Annotated in this window: 16 protein-coding genes; 8 read left to right on the top strand and 8 right to left on the bottom strand. The window is 70.7% G+C overall.

Annotation, left to right across the window (positions count from 1 at the left end; genetic code table 11):
• Positions 1-30: 30 nt before the first annotated feature.
• Positions 31-1,896, bottom strand: a complete 1,866-nt coding sequence (locus ACFZDE_RS29170) for a site-2 protease family protein (RefSeq protein WP_391204752.1) — start codon at positions 1,894-1,896, stop codon at positions 31-33.
• Positions 1,897-2,082: 186 nt separating this feature from the next.
• Between ACFZDE_RS29170 and ACFZDE_RS29165 the strand changes: the two genes are divergently transcribed.
• Both ACFZDE_RS29165 and ACFZDE_RS29160 read left to right on the top strand, forming a co-directional pair.
• Positions 2,083-3,111: a PD-(D/E)XK nuclease family protein gene (locus ACFZDE_RS29165; protein ID WP_391204749.1), complete on the top strand. Its 1,029-nt coding sequence runs from the start codon at positions 2,083-2,085 to the stop codon at positions 3,109-3,111.
• A 54-nt stretch (positions 3,112-3,165) separates the two neighbouring features.
• Positions 3,166-3,837 (top strand): response regulator transcription factor, encoded by a 672-nt coding sequence (locus ACFZDE_RS29160; RefSeq protein ID WP_184597440.1) that lies wholly within the window; start codon positions 3,166-3,168, stop codon positions 3,835-3,837.
• Positions 3,838-3,936: 99 nt separating this feature from the next.
• Here the strand turns inward: ACFZDE_RS29160 and ACFZDE_RS29155 are convergent, their stop codons facing one another.
• The 4 genes from ACFZDE_RS29155 to metH form a co-directional block, all read right to left on the bottom strand.
• Positions 3,937-5,520 carry an ABC transporter substrate-binding protein gene (locus ACFZDE_RS29155; protein ID WP_391204747.1) on the bottom strand — a complete coding sequence of 528 codons (1,584 nt, stop codon included), beginning with the start codon at positions 5,518-5,520 and terminating at the stop codon, positions 3,937-3,939.
• A gap of 108 nt (positions 5,521-5,628) precedes the next feature.
• Entirely contained in the window at positions 5,629-7,233 is a 1,605-nt protein-coding gene (locus tag ACFZDE_RS29150) for an ABC transporter substrate-binding protein (RefSeq protein WP_391204744.1), read from the bottom strand.
• Between the two features lie 409 nt (positions 7,234-7,642).
• A complete protein-coding gene (locus ACFZDE_RS29145) occupies positions 7,643-8,344 on the bottom strand; it encodes an HAD-IA family hydrolase (RefSeq protein ID WP_391204741.1) in 702 nt (233 codons plus the stop codon).
• Positions 8,345-8,484: 140 nt separating this feature from the next.
• Positions 8,485-12,000, bottom strand: a complete 3,516-nt coding sequence (metH, locus tag ACFZDE_RS29140) for a methionine synthase (RefSeq protein ID WP_391204738.1) — start codon at positions 11,998-12,000, stop codon at positions 8,485-8,487.
• A gap of 303 nt (positions 12,001-12,303) precedes the next feature.
• Between metH and ACFZDE_RS29135 the strand changes: the two genes are divergently transcribed.
• The 6 genes from ACFZDE_RS29135 to ACFZDE_RS29110 all read left to right on the top strand — a co-directional run bounded on the left by ACFZDE_RS29135 (position 12,304) and on the right by ACFZDE_RS29110 (position 19,332).
• On the top strand, positions 12,304-13,068 hold the full coding sequence (locus tag ACFZDE_RS29135) for an IclR family transcriptional regulator C-terminal domain-containing protein (protein WP_391002590.1): 765 nt from the start codon (positions 12,304-12,306) through the stop codon (positions 13,066-13,068).
• 262 nt (positions 13,069-13,330) lie between these two features.
• Positions 13,331-14,125, top strand: a complete 795-nt coding sequence (locus ACFZDE_RS29130; protein ID WP_391002592.1) for an MIP family channel protein — start codon at positions 13,331-13,333, stop codon at positions 14,123-14,125.
• 93 nt (positions 14,126-14,218) lie between these two features.
• A complete protein-coding gene (glpK, locus tag ACFZDE_RS29125; RefSeq protein ID WP_391204733.1) occupies positions 14,219-15,757 on the top strand; it encodes a glycerol kinase GlpK in 1,539 nt (512 codons plus the stop codon).
• 8 nt (positions 15,758-15,765) lie between these two features.
• Positions 15,766-17,382 carry an FAD-dependent oxidoreductase gene (locus ACFZDE_RS29120; RefSeq protein ID WP_391002596.1) on the top strand — a complete coding sequence of 539 codons (1,617 nt, stop codon included), beginning with the start codon at positions 15,766-15,768 and terminating at the stop codon, positions 17,380-17,382.
• A gap of 136 nt (positions 17,383-17,518) precedes the next feature.
• Complete coding sequence (locus ACFZDE_RS29115; protein ID WP_391002598.1) at positions 17,519-18,190, top strand: FCD domain-containing protein; 672 nt, start codon at positions 17,519-17,521, stop codon at positions 18,188-18,190.
• Between the two features lie 158 nt (positions 18,191-18,348).
• Positions 18,349-19,332, top strand: a complete 984-nt coding sequence (locus ACFZDE_RS29110; RefSeq protein ID WP_391002600.1) for a PAC2 family protein — start codon at positions 18,349-18,351, stop codon at positions 19,330-19,332.
• Between the two features lie 66 nt (positions 19,333-19,398).
• On the opposite strand, the gene mshC is transcribed toward ACFZDE_RS29110, so the two are convergent.
• From mshC to ACFZDE_RS29095, 3 genes are all read right to left on the bottom strand, one after another.
• Positions 19,399-20,628, bottom strand: a complete 1,230-nt coding sequence (mshC, locus tag ACFZDE_RS29105) for a cysteine--1-D-myo-inosityl 2-amino-2-deoxy-alpha-D-glucopyranoside ligase (protein WP_391002602.1) — start codon at positions 20,626-20,628, stop codon at positions 19,399-19,401.
• A 96-nt stretch (positions 20,629-20,724) separates the two neighbouring features.
• Entirely contained in the window at positions 20,725-21,555 is an 831-nt protein-coding gene (locus ACFZDE_RS29100) for an SCO1664 family protein (protein ID WP_391204730.1), read from the bottom strand.
• Entirely contained in the window at positions 21,519-22,106 is a 588-nt protein-coding gene (locus tag ACFZDE_RS29095; RefSeq protein ID WP_391002606.1) for a DUF3090 family protein, read from the bottom strand. The genes ACFZDE_RS29100 and ACFZDE_RS29095 overlap by 37 nt, the downstream gene beginning before the upstream one ends.
• Positions 22,107-22,109 lie beyond the last annotated feature (3 nt).

Raw genomic sequence — 22,109 nt, 5'->3', positions numbered from 1 at the left:
GGGCCACCGACCACCAGGACGGGCTCGTGGTCAGGACGGCCGTGCCATGGCCTTGACGAAGGCGCGTTCCACGTCGGCGGCGGACAGGACGCCGTAGATCTCGCCGGTCTCCTCGACCACGAGGTACTCGGTGGCCGGGGTGGCGCGCAGGGCGTCGAGGAGTTCTTCGCCGGAGAGCTCCGCGGAGACGCGCATGCCGTCGGTGAGGTCCTGGGCGAGGCCGCTGACGGCGACCCAGGGGCGGCGGTGCTCGGGGACGCCGACGATGGCGGCCTCGCGGACGAGGGAGAGGGGTTTGCCGTCGGTGTCGACGACGACCAGGGCGCGGGCGCCGGAGGCGTTGGCGCGGCGCAGGGCCTCGGAGAGGGGGGTGTCGGACTCGACGGGGACGGCGCGGCGGGTGAGGGCGCGGGCGCGCAGTTCGGGGAGGTGCTCGCGCAGGCGGGCCATGCGCAGGCTGTTTCCGGCGCCGGTCCAGATGATCGCGGCGAGGATGGCGGCGAGCAGGGCGTCGAGGACGGTGTCCATGCCGACGTTGTCGACGGCGTCGGTGCCGAGGGCGCCGGACTGGGTGAGCAGGGGCAGTCCGATGAGCACGGAGACGGCGAGGGCGCGGCCGACCCAGGCGGCGGCGATGGTGCCGGTCATGGGCTTGCCGGTGATCTTCCAGACGACGGCGCGGAGCATGCGGCCGCCGTCGAGGGGGAGGCCGGGCAGGAGGTTGAACGCGGCGACGATGAGGTTGGAGATCATCAGGCCGGCGAGCAGGACGCCGGGGACGGTGCCGGGTTCTACGGTCTGTACGGCGGCGTAGAAGACGCCGGCGAGGACGAGGGAGAGCAGGGGTCCGACGAAGGCCAGCACGAATTCCCGGCCGGGGGTCTCGGCCTCCTTCTCGATCTCGGAGACGCCGCCGAAGAACTGGAGCTGGATGCGGCGGACCGGGAGTTTGAAGCGGAGGGCGGCGACGGTGTGGGCGAGTTCGTGGACGAGGACGGAGGCGTAGAAGGCGACCGCGAAGAAGAGTGAGACCAGGTAGCGGGCGGCGCCGAGTTCGGGCAGTACGCGCTCCAGCTGGCCACCGAAGACCCAGGTGATCAGCGCGGCGACGAGGAACCAGCTCGGCGCGACGTACACCGGCACGCCGAAGGGCCGCCCCATGAGGAGCCCGCCGCGTGGCTCGGGCCGCTGGGGGGCGGGGCCTTTGCCGTCGGCGGAGTGAGCGAGGTGGCGGTCGCCGTGGGTGGGGGTGGGCTGCTGGGGGCGGTTGTGGTCACCGGAGCCGGTGGCGGGGGTGTGCGCCTTGCGCAGACGGTCCGCTTCGGGCCGGCCGGGGGCGGGTGCGGAGTGCGGGCCGCTGGCGTAGGCGCGGTCGGGGTGGGTGTCGTCCTGCGGCACGTCAGCGCCGTCGCGCGCGCCGGGGGCGGGGGCGGGGGCGGGTGCGCTCTGTGGTGCGTCGGTGTCGTGATCGGCGGGGGCCGGTGCCGGGTGCCGGTCGTCGGCGTGGGCGCGGTGGGTGTCGTCCTGCGGCACGTCGGCGCCTTCGCGCGCGCCGGGGGCTGCGCTGACGTCAGCGTCGGTGTCGGCGGGGGCGGGAGCCGGGTGCTGGTCGTCCGCAGGGGCGCTGTGGGGGTGCCTGTCCGCCTTCGGAGCGGGTTTGTCGGACCGCGTCGGGCTGTCAGCCGTCGAGTCGTCCCGCGCGGCGTCTTCGGGGGGCGCCGGGGTGTCGGCGGGCGTGGTCGGGGCGGCCGTCTGCGGTGACGGGGTGGGGTGTTCGTCCGTGGGCTGTTCGTCGGCGGGGGTCGGCTCGGCGGGCCGGGGCGTGTGCCCCGCCTGGCGCTCGGCCGGCTCGTCGTTGCCGGATCGCGGCCGCCCGCGCCCGCCGCTCTCGTCCACCGGTGTCCCCTCGATCGAAGCGTCTCCCGCGCCTGCCGGGCGGGAGGTCTCGTGTCGATGGTATGCGTCCGTCGCGGTGCGTTCCGCCCCGGCACCCCTGTGTTTCCCGTACGTCGACCTCCTCTCCCGGCTTCCCCCACGAACACGGCTGGGTCACTGTCAGTGGCGGGCCGTATGGTCTGGGGCATGGAGACGAGCACCGAGGGCGCGCCGCGGCCCGACAGCGTCCTGGCCGCGGCGGAGGAACCGCCGGTCCCGGCCGGGCCTGCGGAGTCGGCGGTGGAGACTGCCGTGGAGACGGCGGCGGACGCGCGGACGATGGCGGAGGCGGCGGCCGAGACCGCCGCCGTGAGCGACCTCGTGACCGGCACCACGGCCATAGCACCGGCCTCGTTGTCCCCCTCGCGTGCGAGTGACTTCATGCAGTGCCCGTTGCTGTACCGCTTCCGGGTCATCGACCGGCTGCCGGAGAAGCCGAGCGAGGCGGCGACCAGGGGGACGCTGGTGCACGCGGTGCTGGAGCGGCTCTTCGACGCCCCGGCCGCCGAGCGCACCCCGCCGCGGGCGAAGTCGCTGATCCCCGGCCAGTGGGACCGGTTGCGGGAGACGCGGCCGGAGGTCGTGGAGCTGTTCGCCGACGATCCGCAGGGCGAGCGGCTGGCGCGCTGGCTGGGTGAGGCCGAGCAGCTCGTCGAGCGCTGGTTCACGCTGGAGGACCCCAGCCGTCTGGAGCCGGCGGAGCGGGAGCTGTTCGTCGAGACGGAGCTGGAGTCGGGGCTGCGGCTGCGCGGCATCATCGACCGGGTCGACGTGGCTCCCACGGGCGAGGTCCGCATCGTCGACTACAAGACGGGCAAGGCACCCCGGCCCGAGTACTCCGAGGGCGCTCTGTTCCAGATGAAGTTCTACGCCCTGGTGGTGTGGCGGCTGAAGAACGTGATTCCCCGGCGGCTCCAGCTGGTCTACCTCGGCAGCGGCCAGGTGCTGACGTACGACCCGGTGCTCGCCGATCTGGAGCGGGTCGAGCGCAAGCTGCTGGCGCTGTGGGAGGCGATCCGGCTGGCCACCGAGACGGGTGACTGGCGGCCGCGTCCCACGAAGTTGTGCGGCTGGTGCGACCATCAGGCCCACTGCCCGGAGTTCGGGGGTACTCCCCCGCCCTATCCGCTGCCGGTGCGTGCGGCGCAGCCGCCGGTGCCGGGTGAGGGCGGCTGAGTCGGGCGTCTGCGCGCAGGGCAGAATGGGGCCGGACTAGCGAAGGAGACTTACGTGGCCATCCGCGTCCTACTGGTCGACGACCAGCCGCTGCTCCGTACCGGCTTCCGGATGATCCTGGAGGCCGAGCAGGACATCGCGGTCGTCGGGGAGGCCGGTGACGGACTGCAGGCACTTGACCAGGTGCGTGCGCTTCAGCCCGATGTGGTTCTGATGGACATCCGCATGCCGCGGATGGACGGTGTGGAGGCGACCCGGCAGATCACCGGGCCGGAGCGGGACGGCCCGGCGAAGGTGCTGGTGCTGACGACCTTCGATCTCGACGAGTACGTGGTGGAGGCGCTGCGCGCCGGTGCCAGCGGGTTCCTGCTGAAGGACGCACCGGCCAATGAGCTGGTGCAGGCGATCCGGGTCGTGGCCTCGGGTGAGGCGATGCTCGCGCCGAGCATCACGCGTCGGCTGCTCGACAAGTACGCCACGCATCTGCCGTCGGGTGAGGAGCCGGTGCCGGACACGCTGCACACGCTCACCGACCGCGAGGTGGAGGTGCTGAAGCTGGTGGCGCGGGGGCTGTCCAACGCGGAGATCGCCGCCGATCTGTTCGTCAGCGAGACCACCGTCAAGACGCATGTGGGGCATGTGCTGACCAAGCTGGGCCTGCGCGACCGTGTCCAGGCGGCGGTGTACGCGTACGAGAGCGGGCTGGTGCGCCCCGGCGCGCAGTAGCGGCCGCGAGCCGGTATGTGAGAGGGCGCCCCCCGCCGCGCGGGGGGCGCCCTCTCACATAGGTGCGTCTTCACATGGGTGCGTCTTCACATGGGTGCGTCAGGCGTCCTTGCTGAGCTCCCAGAAGCGGAAGACGGTGGACGCGTCGAGGCAGTACTCCAGGCCGTAGACGCCGTCACGTACGACCGCGTACTGCTTGGCCTGCCACACCGGCAGGACGGGGAGTTCGTCGGCGACGATGTCCTGCAGCTCGCCGAACTCCTTGTCGGTGGCGGCCCGGTTGGTCAGGGCGGCGGTGCGCGGGATGAGCGAGCCGGTGATGGTGCCGTTGTCGTAGTTGTTGCTCAGCACGTTGCCCTTGCCGAAGAAGGGGGCGGTGAAGTTGTCGGCGTCCGGGTAGTCCGGCACCCAGCCCTTGACGTAGACGCCGTACTTGCCCGCGGCGATGTCCTTCTCGTACTGGCCGAAGGGGACGGACTTGACGTCGGCGGCGAACAGGCCGCTGGCGTTGAGCTGGCCGGCGATGGCGGTCAGCTCCTGGTCGGTCGCGGGTCCGTAGCGGGACGGGGTCGACCAGAGGGTCAGCTTCACCTTGCCGGTGATGCCGTCCTTGCGCAGCGCGGCCTGGGCCTTCGCCTTGGAGGGGCGGGCGCCGTAGGTGTCGAAGAAGGCCGTGTTGTGGCCCGCGATACCGGCCGGGATGATCGAGTACAGCGGGGTGGCGGTGCCCTGGTAGACGTTCTTGATGAGGGCTTCGCGGTCGAGCAGGTGGGCGATGGCCTTGCGGACGCCGAGCTTTCCGGCGACCGGGTCGTCCATGTTGAACACCAGGTGCTGGACCTCGGCGCTGCTGCCCTCGACGACCTCGACGCCGGTGCCGTCGTCGGCCTTCTCGGTGTCGGCGATGTCGCCCGCAGTGAGGCCGCGGTAGGCGATGTCGACGTCCCCGTTCTGGATGGCCTGCTTCAGGGCGGTCTGGTCGCCGTCGAAGAACCTGAGCGTCACGCCGGTGTTGTTCACCTTGGCGGTGCCCTTGTAGTTGTCGTTGACGGAGAAGACGGCCTTCTCGTCGTCGAACGATTCGAGCTGGTAGGGGCCGGAGCCGACGGCTTTGCCGTCCTTGCGCAGCCCGTTCGCGTCGTACTGGGTGTGGTCGACGATGGAGCCGGCGCCGGAGGCGATCTTGCTGGGGAAGGTGGCGTCGGCGGTGTTGAGGCGGAAGACGACCGTCTTGTCGTCGGGTGTCTCGACCTTGTCCAGCATGGGGAACATGATCGCGGGCCCGTCGGGGTCGTTGATCTTCAGCATGCGGTCGAAGGAGAACTTGACGTCCTCGGAGGTGAGCTCGTCACCGTTGCTGAACTTGAGGCCGTCCTTGAGCGTGCACTTGTAGACGGTGGTCTGCGTGTCGGTGAACGCGCAGTTCTCGGCGGCTTCCGGCTGCGGTTCCGTGGCGCCCTTGGGGAAGCTCAGCAGGGACTGGAAGACGTTGTTGAACAACAGCCAGGAGCCGGGGTCGTAGCCGGAGGCCGGGTCCGTGGCCAGGACGTCGTCGGACATCCCCACCACCACGTTGGAGCCGTCCCCCGCGGAGTCTCCGCTCTCCGTGCCACAGCCGGTCAGCAGTCCGGAGGCGAGGCCGGCCACGATGGGCAGGACCGGCCACTGGTTGCGTATCTTCACGTGTGTGCCTTGTCGTCGGTTCTCGAGAACTCCCGGAGCATGTCCCCGGCTCCGGGGCACGGCTCCCCGGGGGCCGCGGTCACAGGCCCCGGGGATCCAGCGGGTCCGTCAGCCGCTCACGCCCCGCCCGAGCTCCCACAGCTGGAGCGTCGAGGCGGAGTTGAGCGCGTAGGCGGTACCCGTGACGTCGTCGCGAGCGGCGACGTACTGCTTGCCCTGCCACAGCGGCAGCACCGGCACGTCGCCGGCGACGATGTCCTGAATGTCCGTCAGGCTGGAGGAGGCGGACAGCCGGTCCGCCTCTCGGCGCGATTCCGGGATCAGGGTGTTGCGGATCCGGCTGTTGTCGTACGGCGAGCCGAGGGTGTTGTCGGCGTCGAGGAAGGGCGCGAGGAAGTTGTCGGCGTCCGGGAAGTCCGGGAACCAGCCCATGCCGTAGACGTCGTAGTCGCCCTTCTTCTCGGCCGGGCGGAAGGTGTCCCAGGGGGTGCCCTTGATGTCGACGTCGAACAGGCCGCTGGAGTTGAGCTGCTGGCGCAGGACCTCGAACTCCTTCTTGGTGGCGGGGCCGTAGTGGTCGGTGGTGTAGTGCAGCGTCAGCTTCACGGGGGTGGTGACGTTCGCCTGGGTGAGCAGGGAGCGGGCCTTGGTGACGCTGGGGTCGCCGTACTTGTTGAAGAACGAGTTGGAGTGGCCGGTGACGCTGGCCGGGACGAGCGAGTACAGCGGCTCGGCCTGGGAGCCGTAGACCTTGGAGACCAGTTCGCTGCGGTCGATGAGCTGGGCCATGGCCTGGCGCACGGCCTTGGACTTCACCGTGGGGGCGTCGGTGTTGAAGCCCAGGTAGCGGATCTCGAGGCCGGGCATCTCGACGAGGTCGACGTCGGTGTCCGCGTCGCCGGAGAGCTTGCGGATCTGCTCGGGCGACATGGCGCGGGTCATCAGGTCGATGTCGCCCTTCTCGAGCGCCTCGCCCATGGCGCCGGCGTCCTTGAAGGAGACCATGTCGACCTTGTCGTTGTTCACCTCGATGGTGCCCTTGTAGTCGGGGTTCTTGGTGAACTCGGCCTTGACCAGCTCGCCGTCCTCGACGTCGGCCTTGAGGGTGTAGGGGCCGGAGCCCTCCAGGTCGAAGCCGTCGCGCAGCTTGTTCTTCGGGTAGTCCTCGGGGTTGACGATGCCGGCGACCGGGGTCGACAGCTTGTAGGGGAACGTCGCGTCGGCGGTCTTCAGGTGGAAGATGACCTCGCGGTCGCCCTGGGTCTCGATGGTGTCGATGGTGGACAGCAGCGCGAACACGCCGCTGTCGGCCTTGAGGGACCGGGCGCGGTCGATGGAGTACTTCACGTCGGCCGCCGTGACAGCGTTGCCGTCGGCGAACGTCAGGCCGTCGCGCAGGGTGCAGGCGTAGCGCTCGTTGCCGGTGTCGGTGAAGCCGCAGCGTTCGGCGGCCTCCGGTACGGGCTCGCCCTCGCCGCGCGGCTGGATCATCAGGGTCTGCACGGTCTGGCGCAGGATGTTCCAGGTGCCGACGTCGTAGGCGTAGGCGGGGTCGAGGGGCGCGGGGGCGTCCTTCGAGGCGGTGAACCGGTCCGTGGTGCCGACGACGATCGCGCCGCTGCCGCCGCTCCCGCTGTCGGACCCGCCGCAGGCGGCGAGCACCGGCGCGAGCAGGCCGATCACGGCCGGCAGCACCAAAGTCTTGCGGTTCATGCTCGAGTTTCTCCAGAGCTGTGTACTCCGTGTACCCGGCATGCAGGGGTGGCGCAGCGGATCACGGGGATGGGGCGATGTTCTCGCGTCGAGATTAGTCGGGGCCGGCAGGAGGGTTCGCAGCCACCGGAGTTGAGCACCCATCACGCTGTGGAACCGGGTGTGGACAGACCGAAGGCCCGACAGTGGAAGCTTTGGGGCAGCGTTTCACCAATCGGGACACAAGGGCACGCCCGCGGCCCCCTGGAGGGGGTGCGCAGCACACGGAAGATCGGCTGTCGACCTCGGACCGCGTGGGGAACGTCACACGCGTAAACGGGTTCGAAGGTACAGGAATTCGATCGTTCGCCGGGGGTCGAATTCGCCTGGGGAATTACCTCCCAATCGCCGTTGCACGCTGGGTGAACGCCTAACGCATTTCCGTCATCAGGCCGTGCAGAAATGACAGGTCGACCTCTTCGAGGGAGGTCACGACCGTGCGGCGCAGGGCCGGGGCGATGGGGGCCACGGAGGGCACGGCGACGACCTGGCAGCCGGCGGCCTCGGCGGCGGCGACGCCCGTGGCGGTGTCCTCGATGACGGCGCACCGGGCCGGGTCCACGCCGAGCCCGGTGGCGGCGGCGAGGTAGGGGTCGGGGTGGGGCTTGGTGCGCGGCACCTCGTCGCCGGCCACTGTGAGGCCGAAGTGATGGGCGCCGAGCGAGGTCAGGACCTTGTCGATGATGCGCCGGTGGGAGGCGGAGACGAGGGCGGTGGGGATCTCGTACTCGTACAGCTCGGCGAGCAGCCGTCCGGCGCCGGGCATCAGTGGCAGGGCGCGGCCGATGCGGGCTTCGAAGCCGTCGTTCAGGAGCACGGTGAGTTCGTCGAGGGGGATGTCGGCGCCGGTGGCCTCGATGAGGAAGCCCGCGCTGCGGGTCATGGGGCCGCCGACCACGACGTGCCGCCAGGACTGGTCGAGTGTGTGGCCGAGGGAGGCGAAGACCTCGCACTCGACGTCCCACCAGAAGCCCTCGGTGTCCACCAGGGTGCCGTCCATGTCGAGGAGCACGGCTTGCAGAGCCGATCCTTCGACGGTGCGGGTTCCTGGCGCGGGGACCGTACTGGTCATCCACGTACCTCCTTGAGGGACGATCAGGCCGGCTCCCACGAGGGGAACCGGCCTGCGGTGGACCGACCAGTCTACGACGTGCGCGCGGGAAGCGCCTCTTTTTGCTCTCTGGGCCGGGTGGGACGGCCCCGGGGCGTTGGTCAGCGGGCGTTGAAGTACTTCGCCTCGGGGTGGTGGATCACGATGGCGTCCGTGGACTGCTCGGGGTGCAGCTGGAACTCCTCGGACAGCTCCACGCCGATGCGCTCCGGCTCCAGCAGGTCGGCGATCTTGGCCCGGTCCTCCAGGTCGGGGCAGGCGCCGTAGCCGAGGGAGAAGCGGGCGCCGCGGTACTTCAGCGCGAACATGTCCTCCATCTCGGCCGGGTCCTCCCCGGCGAAGCCCAGTTCGGAGCGCACGCGCGCGTGCCAGTACTCGGCGAGCGCCTCGGCCAGCTGCACGGACAGCCCGTGCAGTTCGAGGTAGTCGCGGTAGGCGTTGGCCTCGAAGAGCCGCGCGGTCTCCTCGCCGATGCGTGAGCCTACGGTGACGACCTGGAGGCCGACGACGTCGGTCTCGCCGGACTCCTCCGGGCGGAAGAAGTCGGCCAGGCACAGGCGGCGGCCGCGGCGCTGGCGCGGGAAGGTGAAGCGGGTGCGCTCGTTGCCCTGCTCGTCCAGGATGATCAGGTCGTCGTCCTTGGAGACGCACGGGAAGTAGCCGTAGACCACGGCCGCCTCCAGCATGTTCTCCGTCTGGAGCCGGTCCAGCAGGCCGCGCAGCCGGGGCCTGCCCTCGCTCTCGACGAGTTCCTCGTAGGTCGGGCCCTCGCCGGTGCGGGCCTGCTTGAGGCCCCACTGGCCCTTGAACAGGGCGCCCTCGTCGAGCCAGCTCGCGTACTCCTTGAGCTGGATGCCCTTGATGACGCGGGTGCCGCGGAAGGGCGGGGTGGGGACGGGGTTGTCGGTGGCGACGTCGGAGCGGACGTGCCCTTCCTCGGGGCGCTCCTCGGTCGCGGCCGGGGTCGTGGCCCTGACCCGGCGCTGCTTGAGCTCGGGGAGCTGCACGCCGGGCACGCCGCGCTTGACGCCGATGAGGGCGTCCATCAGGCGCAGGCCCTCGAAGGCGTCGCGGGCGTAGCGGACCTCGCCCTGGTAGATCTCGTGCAGGTCCTGCTCGACGTAGGCGCGGGTGAGGGCGGCGCCGCCGAGGATGACCGGGTAGCCGGAGGCCAGTCCGCGCTGGTTGAGCTCCTCCAGGTTCTCCTTCATGATCACCGTGGATTTCACCAGCAGGCCGGACATGCCGATGACGTCGGCCTTGTGCTCCTCGGCGGCTTCCAGGATCGCGGAGACCGGCTGCTTGATGCCGAGGTTGACGACGTTGTAGCCGTTGTTGGACAGGATGATGTCGACGAGGTTCTTGCCGATGTCGTGCACGTCGCCGCGCACGGTGGCCAGCACGATGGTGCCCTTGCCGGCCTCGTCGGTCTTCTCCATGTGGGGTTCGAGGTGGGCGACGGCCGTCTTCATGACCTCGGCGGACTGCAGGACGAAGGGCAGCTGCATCTGGCCGGAGCCGAAGAGTTCGCCGACGACCTTCATGCCGTCCAGCAGGGTCTCGTTGACGATGTCGAGGGCGGGCCGCTCCTGGAGGGCCTCGTCCAGGTCTGCCTCCAGGCCGTTCTTCTCGCCGTCGATGATGCGCCGCTTGAGGCGCTCGTCCAGCGGCAGGGCGGCCAGTTCCTCGGCCTTGCCGGCTTTGAGGGACTTGGCGGTGGCGCCCTCGAACAGCTCCATGAGCTTCTGCAGCGGGTCGTAGCCCTCGGCGCGGCGGTCGTGGATGAGGTCCAGGGCGGTGCGGACCTCCTCCTCGCTGAAGCGGGCGATGGGCAGGATCTTCGAGGCGTGCACGATCGCCGAGTCGAGTCCGGCCTTGACGCACTCGTCGAGGAAGACGGAGTTCAGCAGGATGCGGGCGGCGGGGTTGAGGCCGAAGGAGATGTTGGACAGGCCGAGCGTGGTCTGCACCTTCGGGTGGCGCCGCTTGAGTTCGCGGATGCCCTCGATGGTGGCGACGCCGTCACCCCGGGACTCCTCCTGGCCGGTGCAGATGGTGAAGGTCAGGCAGTCGACGAGGATGTCCTCCTCGTGGATGCCCCAGTTGCCGGTGAGGTCCTCGATGAGGCGTTCGGCGATCTCGACCTTCTTCTCGGCGGTGCGGGCCTGGCCCTCCTCGTCGATGGTGAGCGCGATGAGGGCGGCGCCGTGCTCCTGGGCGAGGGCGGTGACCTTGGCGAAGCGGGACTCGGGGCCGTCGCCGTCCTCGTAGTTCACCGAGTTGATCACCGCGCGGCCGCCGAGCTTCTCCAGGCCGGCCCGGATGACGTCGACCTCGGTGGAGTCCAGCACGATCGGCAGGGTGGAGGCGGTGGCGAAGCGGCCGGCCAGTTCCTCCATGTCGGCGACGCCGTCGCGGCCCACGTAGTCGACGCACAGGTCGAGCATGTGGGCGCCTTCGCGGATCTGGTCGCGGGCCATCTCCACGCAGTCGTCCCAGCGGGCGTCGAGCATGGCCTCGCGGAACTTCTTCGAGCCGTTGGCGTTGGTGCGCTCGCCGATGGCCAGGTAGGAGGTGTCCTGCCGGAACGGCACGGACTGGTACAGGGAGGCCGCGCCCGGCTCGGGCTGCGGGGTCCGCTCGGTGGGGGCGGTGTCCCGGACGCGCTCGACCAGCTGTCGCAGGTGCTCGGGGGTGGTGCCGCAGCAGCCGCCGACGAGGGAGAGGCCGTAGTCGCGGACGAAGGTGCCCTGCGCCTCGGCCAGCTCGGGCGCGGTCAGCGGGTAGTGGGCGCCGTCCCTGGTCAGCACCGGCAGGCCGGCGTTGGGCATGCAGGACAGCGGGATGCGCGAGTGCCGGGACAGGAAGCGCAGGTGCTCGCTCATCTCGGCCGGGCCGGTGGCGCAGTTCAGGCCGATCATGTCGATGCCGAGCGGCTCCAGCGCGGTCAGGGCCGCGCCGATCTCGGAGCCGAGCAGCATGGTTCCGGTCGTCTCGACGGTGACGGAGACGATCAGCGGGACGGTCTGGCCGGTGGCCTCCATGGCCCGGCGGGCGGCGATGACGGAGGCCTTGGTCTGGAGGAGGTCCTGGGTGGTCTCCACGAGCAGCGCGTCGGCGCCGCCCGCGAGCAGGCCCTCGGCGTTTTGCTGGTAGGCGTCCCGGATGGCGCCGAAGGTGGTGTGGCCGAGGGTGGGCAGCTTGGTGCCGGGTCCCATCGAGCCGAGCACCCAGCGCTGCTGCCCGGTGCTGCGGGTGAACTCGTCGGCCACCTCGCGGGCGATGCGGGCGCCGGCCTCGGACAGTTCGGTGACGCGCTCGGGGATGTCGTACTCGCCGAGGGCGGTGAGGTTGGCGCCGAAGGTGTTGGTCTCCACGCAGTCCACGCCGACGTCGAAGTACGCGGAGTGGACCGATCGGACGATGTCCGGGCGCGTCACGTTGAGGATCTCGTTGCAGCCTTCGAGATTCTCGAAGTCGTCGAGCGTGGGGTCCTGCGCCTGGAGCATGGTGCCCATCGCTCCGTCGGCCACGACCACGCGGGTGGCCAGGGCTTCTCGGAGCGCGGACACACGGGCCCGGCTGTCTGCGGAAGGGGTCGGCGGCACAGAGGCCATGGAAAGGGCTCCCTCGGATGCGACGGCTGTCGGCTTTGCGGCTTCCCGGACAGCCGGAGGGCTTCCGGGATGGGCGCACCGCGCCAGCGTAACCGCCCGTGGGCTTGGATGGGCAGCACGTCCACGGGGCGGACTTCCGGTGGTGCCGGATCGGCCACCGGGTGACGGATCGGCCACGGGTGGCTGAAAAATGGCGTCCTGCCATTAGCGGGAGGTCGACATCGACCGGTAGTGTTCGACATTGCCGAACGACGGCTGTGGTGCCGCTTGTCGGCGGTCGAAGGGGACGGAGGCAGTACGGCGATGGCACGGAACATCCAGTCGCTCGAGCGGGCGGCCGCGATGCTGCGGCTGCTCGCGGGCGGCGAGCGACGGCTCGGCCTGTCGGACATCGCCTCGTCGCTGGGCCTGGCCAAAGGCACCGCCCACGGCATCCTGCGCACCCTCCAGCAGGAGGGTTTCGTGGAGCAGGACGACGCCTCCGGGCGCTACCAGCTGGGCGCGGAGCTGCTGCGGCTGGGCACCACCTACCTCGATGTGCACGAGCTGCGGGCGCGCGCCCTGGTGTGGGCCGACGACCTGGCCCGCTCCAGCGGCGAGAGCGTCTACCTGGGCGTCCTGCACCAGCAGGGCGTGCTGATCGTGCACCACGTCTTCCGGCCCGACGACAGCCGGCAGGTGCTGGAGATCGGGGCCATGCAGCCGCTGCACTCCACGGCCCTGGGCAAGGTGCTGTCCGCCTACGACCCGGTGGCGCACAGCGAGGCGCTGGAGGCCGACCGCAAGGCGTTCACCGACCGGACCGTGTGCGAGCCGGAGGACTTCGAGCACCTCCTGGACGTCACGCGGGCGCGGGGGTACGCGGCGGACGTGGAGGAGACCTGGGAGGGGGTGGCGTCGCTGGCCGCCCCCATCCACGACCGGCGGCGCATGCCGGTCGGGTCGGTCGGCATCACCGGCGCGGTGGAGCGGCTGTGCCGGGACGGCGAGCTGCGGCCGGAGCTGATCGCGGCGGTGCGCGACTGCGCCCGCGCGGTCTCACGGGACCTGGGCGCGGGGCGGTTCTGACGCCCCAAGGGCCGACCGGGGCGCCGTACGGCGTTCCGGGTTTCGGCATGCCCGCGCTCACCTGCGGCAAAGATCCTTCGGACCGCCGCGATCAGTAACGATCGCATTTTCGACAACCCAGCCCTTGACGTGTTCGTAACGCCGAAGCAAGACTCCCGTCCATCGGTCGACATTGTCGAACAGCTACCGGCAATACGCGCTAGAGTGTGACAACGCCAGGCCGGTATCGAACTTCCCTGGACGTAGGACAAAGGAGTCGCGGGTGTCCAGCTCCGACATCTTCATCGGCGAGACCATCGGTACCGCCATACTCATCCTCCTCGGCGGCGGCGTCTGTGCCGCCGTCACGCTGAAGGCCTCCAAGGCACGCAACGCCGGCTGGCTGGCCATCACCTTCGGGTGGGGCTTCGCGGTGCTCACGGCCGTCTACACCTCGGCACCGCTGTCCGGTGCCCATCTGAATCCGGCCGTGACGCTGGGTATCGCCATCAAGGACGGCGACTGGAAGAACGTCCCGGTCTACTGGGCCGGCCAGGTCCTGGGCGCCATGATCGGCGCCACCCTGGTCTGGATCGCCTACTACGGTCAGTTCCACGCCCACCTCACCGACCGCGAGATCGTCGGCGGTCCGGGGGCGCAGAACACCAAGGTCAAGGCCGTCGAGGCCCAGGAGAAGGGCGCCGGCCCCGTGCTGGGCGTCTTCTCCACCGGCCCCGAGGTCCGGGTCGCCTGGCAGAACATCGCCACGGAGGTCATCGGCACCATCGTGCTGGTGCTCGCCGTGCTCACCCAGGGCCTGAACGACAAGGGCAACGGCCTGGGCAACCTGGGCGCCCTGATCACCGCGCTGGTCGTGGTCTCCATCGGCCTGTCCCTCGGCGGTCCGACGGGGTACGCGATCAACCCGGCCCGTGACCTCGGTCCGCGCATCGTGCACGCCCTGCTGCCCCTGCCCAACAAGGGCGGCTCCGACTGGGGCTACGCCTGGGTCCCCGTGGTGGGTCCGCTGATCGGCGGCGCCATCGCGGCAGGCATCTACAACGTCGCGTTCGCCTAGGAGCGTCCCCCGGAGCGATTTCCTCCCCTGCGGGAAACTTCCAGCACGCGCCGTACGTAAAGCCCCATAAACCCGGAATTACCAGGAGACACAGTGACCGACGCGCACACCGCCGGCCCCTTCATCGCCGCCATCGACCAGGGCACCACCTCCAGCCGCTGCATCGTCTTCGACCGGGACGGCCGGATCGTCTCCGTCGACCAGAAGGAGCACGAGCAGATCTTCCCGAAGCCGGGCTGGGTCGAGCACAACGCCACCGAGATCTGGACCAACGTCCAGGAGGTCGTGGCCGGAGCGATCGCCAAGGCCGGCATCACCCGGGACGACATCAAGGCCATCGGCATCACCAACCAGCGCGAGACGACCGTGCTGTGGGACAAGAACACCGGTGAGCCCGTCCACAACGCCATCGTGTGGCAGGACACCCGCACCGACGCCCTGTGCCGCGAGCTCGGCCGCAACGTCGGCCAGGACCGCTTCCGCCGCGAGACGGGCCTCCCCCTCGCCTCCTACTTCGCCGGCCCCAAGGCCCGCTGGCTGCTCGACAACGTCGACGGTCTGAAGGAGCGCGCCGAGGCGGGCGACATCCTCTTCGGCACCATGGACACCTGGGTCATCTGGAACCTGACCGGTGGTGCGAGCGGCGGCAAGCACGTCACGGACGTCACCAACGCCTCGCGCACGATGCTGATGAACCTGCACACCATGCAGTGGGACGAGAAGATCTGCGAGTCCATCGGCGTCCCGCAGCAGATCCTCCCCGAGATCCGCTCCTCCGCCGAGGTCTACGGCGAGATCACCGGCGGAAAGCTCGGCGACCTGCTCGGCGGCATCCCGGTCGCCTCCGCGCTCGGTGACCAGCAGGCGGCCCTGTTCGGCCAGACCTGTTTCGCCGAGGGCGAGACGAAGTCGACCTACGGCACCGGCACCTTCATGGTGATGAACACCGGTGACAAGATCATCAACTCCTACAGCGGCCTGCTGACCACGGTCGGCTACAAGATCGGCGACCAGAAGACGGTCTACGCCCTGGAGGGCTCGATCGCGGTCACCGGTTCGCTGGTGCAGTGGATGCGCGACCAGATGGGCCTCATCTCCACCGCCGCCGAGATCGAGACCCTCGCCCTGTCGGTCGAGGACAACGGCGGCGCCTACTTCGTACCGGCCTTCTCCGGCCTGTTCGCCCCGTACTGGCGCTCCGACGCCCGCGGTGTGATCGCCGGCCTGACCCGGTACGTCACCAAGGCGCACCTCGCGCGCGCCGTGCTGGAGGCGACCGCCTGGCAGACGCGGGAGATCGCCGACGCCATGACCAAGGACTCCGGCGTGGAGCTGGCCGCCCTCAAGGTCGACGGCGGCATGACGTCCAACAACCTGCTGATGCAGACCCTCGCCGACTTCGTGGACGCCCCCGTGGTGCGCCCGATGGTCGCCGAGACCACCTGCCTCGGCGCCGCCTACGCCGCCGGCCTCGCCGTCGGCTTCTGGAACAGCACCGACGACCTGCGCGCCAACTGGCGCCGGGCCGCCGAGTGGACCCCCCGCATGGACGCGGAAAAGCGCGCCCATGAGTACAAGAACTGGCTCAAGGCCGTCGAGCGGACCATGGGCTGGCTCGAGGACGAGGAGTAAGAAACAGCATGACCACCAAGTCCACCCTGCAGTCCGTGCCTGCCCTGGGGACGCACCCGGCCTCCGGCTCGAACCCGAGCCGAGCCGAGACCAGGGAGCAGCTCTCCAAGGCGTCGTACGACCTTCTCGTGATCGGCGGCGGCATCCTGGGCATCTCCACCGCCTGGCACGCCGCGCAGTCCGGCCTCAGGGTGGCTCTGGTGGACGCCGGTGACTTCGCCGGCGCCACGTCCTCCGCCTCCTCCAAGCTGCTCCACGGGGGTCTGCGCTACCTGCAGACCGGCGCGGTGAAGCTGGTCGCGGAGAACCACTTCGAGCGCCGTGCGGTCTCCCGTCAGGTGGCTCCCCACCTGGCGAACCCGCTCACGTTCTACCTCCCCGTGTACAAGGGCGGGCCGCACGGCGCGGCGAAGCTCGGCGCGGGCGTCTTCGCCTACTCCGCGCTCTCCGCGTTCGGTGACGGCGTCGGGCACCTGCTGTCGCCGGCCAAGGCCGCGCAGGACGTGCCGGAGCTGCGCACCGAGAACCTCAAGGCCGTGGCCGTGTACGGCGACGACCAGATGAACGACGCCCGCATGGCGCTGATGACGGTCCGCGGGGCCGTGGAGGCGGGTGCGGTCGTCCTGAACCACGCCGAGGTGACGGGCCTGCGCTTCACGCAGGGCCGGGTCACCGGCGCCGAGCTGAAGGACCGGCTGTCCGGCGACGAGTTCGGCGTCAGTGCCCGGCTGGTGCTGAACGCGACCGGCCCGTGGGTCGACCACCTGCGCCGGATGGAGAACCCGAACGCGGCGCCGTCCATCCGCCTGTCCAAGGGCGCGCACCTGGTCCTCAAGCGCACCTCCCCGTGGAAGGCCGCGCTCGCCACCCCGATCGACAAGTACCGCATCACCTTCGCCCTCCCCTGGGAGGACATGCTGCTGCTCGGCACCACCGACGAGGTGTTCGAGGGCGACCCGGCGGATGTGTCGGTCACCGAGCAGGACATAACCCAGATCCTCGACGAGGCCGCCTTCTCGGTGCGCGACCAGCAGCTCAGCCGCGACCTCATCACCTACTCCTTCGCGGGCCTGCGGGTGCTGCCGGGCGGCCCCGGCGACACCGCCAAGGCCAAGCGCGAGACGGTGGTGACCGAGGGGCGGGGCGGCATGCTGTCCGTCGCGGGCGGCAAGTGGACCACCTTCCGGCACATCGGCCGCACGATCATGAAGAAGCTGGAGGCGCTGCCGGGCCACCCGCTGGGTGACGACTTCGAGCCGATCAGCGCGCTGCCGAAGAAGCTGCCGCTGCCCGGCATCGCCAACCCGCGCGCGGTCGCCCACCGGCTGCTCACCGACCGCCCGGCGCCCGGCCCGCGGATGGCGGCCGACACGGCCAGGCACCTGGCCACGCACTACGGCTCGCTGGCCTTCGACATCGCCCGCATGGCCAACGAGAGCCCGGAGCTCGCCGAGCGCGTCCACCCCGACGCCCCGGAGATCTGGGCGCAGGTCGCCTGGGCCAGGGACCACGAGTGGGCCGAGACGCCGGACGACGTGCTGCGCCGCCGCACGACGCTGACGATCCGCGGTCTCGCCACGGACGACGTCCGCGCCAAGGTGCGGGACCTGCTCGACAAGAAGTAGGCACGGGCCGGGGACCCGATGTACGGAAGGGGCGGCTCCACGCCGACGGAGCCGCCCCTTCCGCGTTCCCGCGTCCGCATAATGACCTGATACGTCGGAGGTCTTGAACCCACTTGAACCCACTGGGAGGCCGGCCATGGCAGTCACCGACGAGGCGATCGAGAAGATCAAGGCAATGATCGTCTCCGGCGCGCTGCGCCCGGGCGACCGGCTGCCCAAGGAGAGCGAACTCGCCGCCGACCTCGGGCTGTCCCGCAACTCCCTGCGGGAGGCGGTGCGCGCCCTGTCGCTGATCCGGATCCTGGACGTACGGCAGGGCGACGGCACCTACGTCACCAGCCTCGACCCGCAACTGCTGCTGGAGGCGCTGAGCTTCGTCGTCGACTTCCACCGCGACGACACGGTCCTGGAGTTCCTGGCGGTGCGCCGCATCCTGGAGCCGGCCGCGACCGCGATGGCGGCGGTGCGGATCAGCGAGCAGCAGCTGGACGCGCTGACGGCCCAGCTGGACAAGCTCGGTGAGGCCCCGTCCGTGGAGGATCTGGTCGCCTGCGACCTGGAGTTCCACCGGGGCATCGTGCACAGCTCGGGCAACTCCGTGCTGTGCTCGCTGCTGGACGGGCTGTCGGGCCCCACGACCCGGGCCCGGATCTGGCGCGGCCTCACCCAGGAGGACGCCGTCGCCCGCACCCTGCGCGAGCACCGGGCGATCCTCGCGGCCCTGCGTGACCGGGACGCCGAGGCGGCCCGCTCCTGGGCGACGGTGCACATCGCGAGTGTGGAGCAGTGGCTGCGCTCCACGCTGTGACCAGGGCCTCACCGACCGCTCGGAGGGATCCGGGGTGTTCGGGGGCGGATCGCGGGGCAGTGATGGGGGCACTCCCCCTGCAAGGGGGCTGCGGGCGCCCCCGCGGCACGCCGTAAGGTTGGGTGGTCAAGCGAGGGCACGTCGGAAGGAGGCGCTGGGTGATCGAGCTCGAGGGGGTTCCCGAGCTGGTCGACCCGGTCATGGTGGCCGCGTTCGAGGGCTGGAACGACGCCGGCGACGCCGCCTCCACCGCGGTCGCGCATCTGGACAGGGAATGGAAGGGCGAGGTCTTCGCGGCGCTCGACGCCGAGGACTACTACGACTTCCAGGTGAACCGCCCCACGGTGTTCATGGAAGCGGGCGTCCGCAAGATCACTTGGCCCACGACCAGGCTGTCGGTGGTCCGGGTCGGCGGTGACAAGCCGCGCGACCTGGTCCTCGTGAGGGGCATCGAACCGTCCATGCGGTGGCGGTCGTTCTGCAACGAACTGCTCGGCTTCGCGCACGAACTGGGCGTGGAACTGGTGGTCGTCCTCGGCGCCCTGCTCGGCGACACCCCGCACACCCGTCCGGTTCCGATCAGCGGCACGACGTCCGATCCGGATCTGGCCCGCCGGATGGATCTGGAGGAGACCAAGTACGAGGGCCCCACGGGCATCGTCGGCGTCCTCCAGGAGGCGTGCACGCACGCGGGCGTGCCGGCCGTCTCACTCTGGGCGGCGGTGCCGCACTACGTGTCGCAGCCGCCGAACCCGAAGGCCACCCTGGCGCTGCTGAACCGCCTGGAGGACCTGATCGACGTGCGCATCCCGCTGGGCGAGCTGGCCGAGGACGCGCGTGCCTGGCAGGTCGGCGTGGACCAGCTGGCCGCCGAGGACAGCGAGGTCGCCGAGTACGTCCAGTCGCTGGAGGAGGCGCGGGACACCGCCGAGTTGCCCGAGGCGTCCGGGGAGGCCATCGCCCGGGAGTTCGAGCGCTATCTGCGGCGCCACGACGGTGGCGGACCGCCCGCGCCCGGTGGTCACGCCACGGCGGACGGCAGCGACAGCACCTCGTACCTGCGGGACAACCCCAGCGGCCGTACCCGCCCGCCGAAGCCGCCGAAGCCGGGCACGGACGACGACGAGTCGTCGGACGACTAGAGGCGCGCCACGATGCGCCAGAGGGGCGTCTCCCGGCCGGGAGACGCCCCTCTGCGTGCCTGTGGGCTACAGCGCCACACCCAGCAGCGCGTCCACCGCCCGGGAGACGACCCCGGGTGCGCCGATGTCTGTGCCGCCGCTCCGCTCCTGGAGCGCGACCCAGCGGTCGACCGCGGCGAGCGCGGCCGGGGCGTCCAGGTCGTTGGCGAGGGCCTCGCGGATCTCGTCGACCAGCGCGTCCGACGGCGGCCCGTCGGGCCGGGACACGGCGGCCCGCCAGCGGCCGAGCCGCGCCACGGCGTCCTGGAGGACCTGGTCGGTGTACTCCCAGTCGGCGCGGTAGTGGTGGGCGAGCAGCGCGAGCCGGATGGCGGCCGGGTCGACGCCGTCGTGCCGGAGCTTGGAGACGAAGACGAGGTTGCCCTTGGACTTGGACATCTTCTCGCCGTCCAGGGCGACCATCCCGGCGTGCACGTACGCCTTGGCCATGGGGAACTCGCCGGTGAGGGCCTGGGCGTGCGAGGCGCCCATCTCGTGGTGCGGGAAGGCCAGGTCGGAGCCGCCGCCCTGGATGTCGAAGCCCATGCCGAGGTGGTCCAGGGCGATGGCCACGCACTCGATGTGCCAGCCGGGGCGTCCGCGTCCGAGCGATCCGCCGTCCCAGCTGGGCTCGCCCTCGCGGGCCGCCATCCAGAGCATCGGGTCGAGCGGGTTCTTCTTGCCGGGGCGGTCGGGGTCGCCGCCGCGCTCGGCGGACAGCAGCCGCATCGCCGCGGCGTCGAGGCGGGAGACCTTGCCGAAGTTCGGGTCGGACTCGACGGAGAAGTAGACGTCCCCCTCCAGCTCGTAGGCGGCGCCCATGTCCCGGAGCCGCTCGACGAGCGGGACGATCCCGGGTATGGCCTCGACGGCGCCTATGTAGTGCCGCGGCGGCAGCATCCGCAGGGCCGTCATGTCCTCGCGGAAGAGGGCCGTCTCCTGCTCGGCGAGCGCCGCCCAGTCGAGGCCGTCGCGCTGCGCCCGCTCCAGGAGGGGGTCGTCGACGTCGGTGACGTTCTGGACATAGTGAACCTGCCGCTTGGTGTCGAGCCACACGCGCTGCACGAGGTCGAACGCGTTGTAGGTCGCCGCGTGTCCCAGGTGTGTGGCGTCGTACGGGGTGATGCCACACACGTAGATACGGGCGACGGGACCGGGGTCGAGGGTGACGAGGCCGCCGGTCGCGGTGTCGTGGATCCTCAGGTCGCGGCCCTGACCAGGCAGGGCGGGGACCTCGGAAGCGGGCCAGGCATGCATGCCATGAGCCTAACCGGACTGAAGTTCCATATACGAATGGGAGCGGGCCACACGGCCGAGAAGGCGCTCTTGCGGTGTTCCGGGTGCCTGTGCTTGCTACACGGGTGGCCAGGGGATCGCCGGCCACTCGCCGCTCGGCTCCGGGTGGGTCCCCGAGGTGAGCAGCGCGTCGACCCGCGCGCGGGTGGCGTCGATCTCGGCACCGGTGATCAGCGGTTCGAGCCGGGCGGCGAGCGGGCCGCCCTCGGCAAGGGCCGTGCGCAGGCCCTGGAGGACGCCGGTGGCCTCCTCGGTGAGGGCCTCCCCCGCCCAGCCCCACAGCAGGGTCCGCAGCTTGTTCTCGGCGTTGAAGGTGACCCCGTGGTCGATGCCGTAGAGCCGTCCCGCACCGGTGGGCAGCAGGTGGCCGCCCTTGCGGTCGGCGTTGTTGATGACCGCGTCGAAGACCGCGAGCCGCCGCAGCCGTTCGTCGTCGGCGTGCACGAGCAGCGCGGTGCGTCCCTCGCCGACCTCGGCGAAGCCGACCGCCTTCCAGCCCGGTCCCGGCTCCTCGCCGTCGACCAGGGCGAGCAGGTCCGCCTCGGGCGTCACCTCGACCCACAGCTGGCACATGCCCTCGCCGTAGGGGCCCTCGCGCAGCACGGTGGGGGGCACGAGGCCCCAGCCGGTGGCCTCGGAGACCTCGTACGCGGCGACCTCGCGCTGGGCCAGCGTCCCGTCGGGGAAGTCCCACAGGGGCCGCTCCCCCGCGACCGGCTTGTAGACGCAGGCCGCCTCCTCGCCGTCGAGGGAGACCGTGCAGTACAGGGCCGCGTTGGAGGCCTCACGGATGCGTCCGCGCACGGTCAGTTCGCCGCGGGCGAGCAGTTCGGCGGCGTTCACCGGAGGTGTCACGCTCCGCGGCGGTATCCGTTCTGGCGCGGACATACGTGTCCTTCCGGGTCGAGCGGGAGGCTGCACAGGGGGCACGGCGGCCGCCCGGCGTTGACGACGTCGAGGGCGCGCTTGGCGAAGGCCCTGGCCTGGGCGCCGGTGAGCCGGACCCGCAGCATCGGGGGCCCGTTCTCCTCGTCCTGGAGGAGTCGCTCCTCGGCCTCGGCGAGGTCCTCCTCGGATTCCGCGTCGAGCTCCACGAGCGCCTGCGCCTCGACGATCATGAGCTGCTCGTCGCCGTCCCAGGCCAGCGCCATGGTGCCGACCCGGAACTCCTCCTCGATGGGGGTGTCCAGCGGGGCGCTGTCGGTGTCCGAGGGTGCGACGGCGGGGACGTGGGCGCTGCCGCCGCTACGGCGTACGACCTCGTCGAGCAGTTCGTCCATGCGCTCGGCGAGGGCGGCGACCTGGGTCTTCTCCAGGGCCACGCTGGTCACCCGGGAGCCGGCGGAGGCCTGGAGGAAGAACGAACGGCGCCCGGGCAGTCCGACCGTGCCGGCCACGAAACGCTCCGGATGGTCGTAGAGGAACACCTGACGGGACACGTC

Source organism: Streptomyces sp. NPDC007929 (assembly GCF_042959065.1).
Classification (GTDB): Bacteria; Actinomycetota; Actinomycetes; order Streptomycetales; family Streptomycetaceae; genus Streptomyces.
This window is presented reverse-complemented; position numbering and strand designations above follow the sequence as displayed.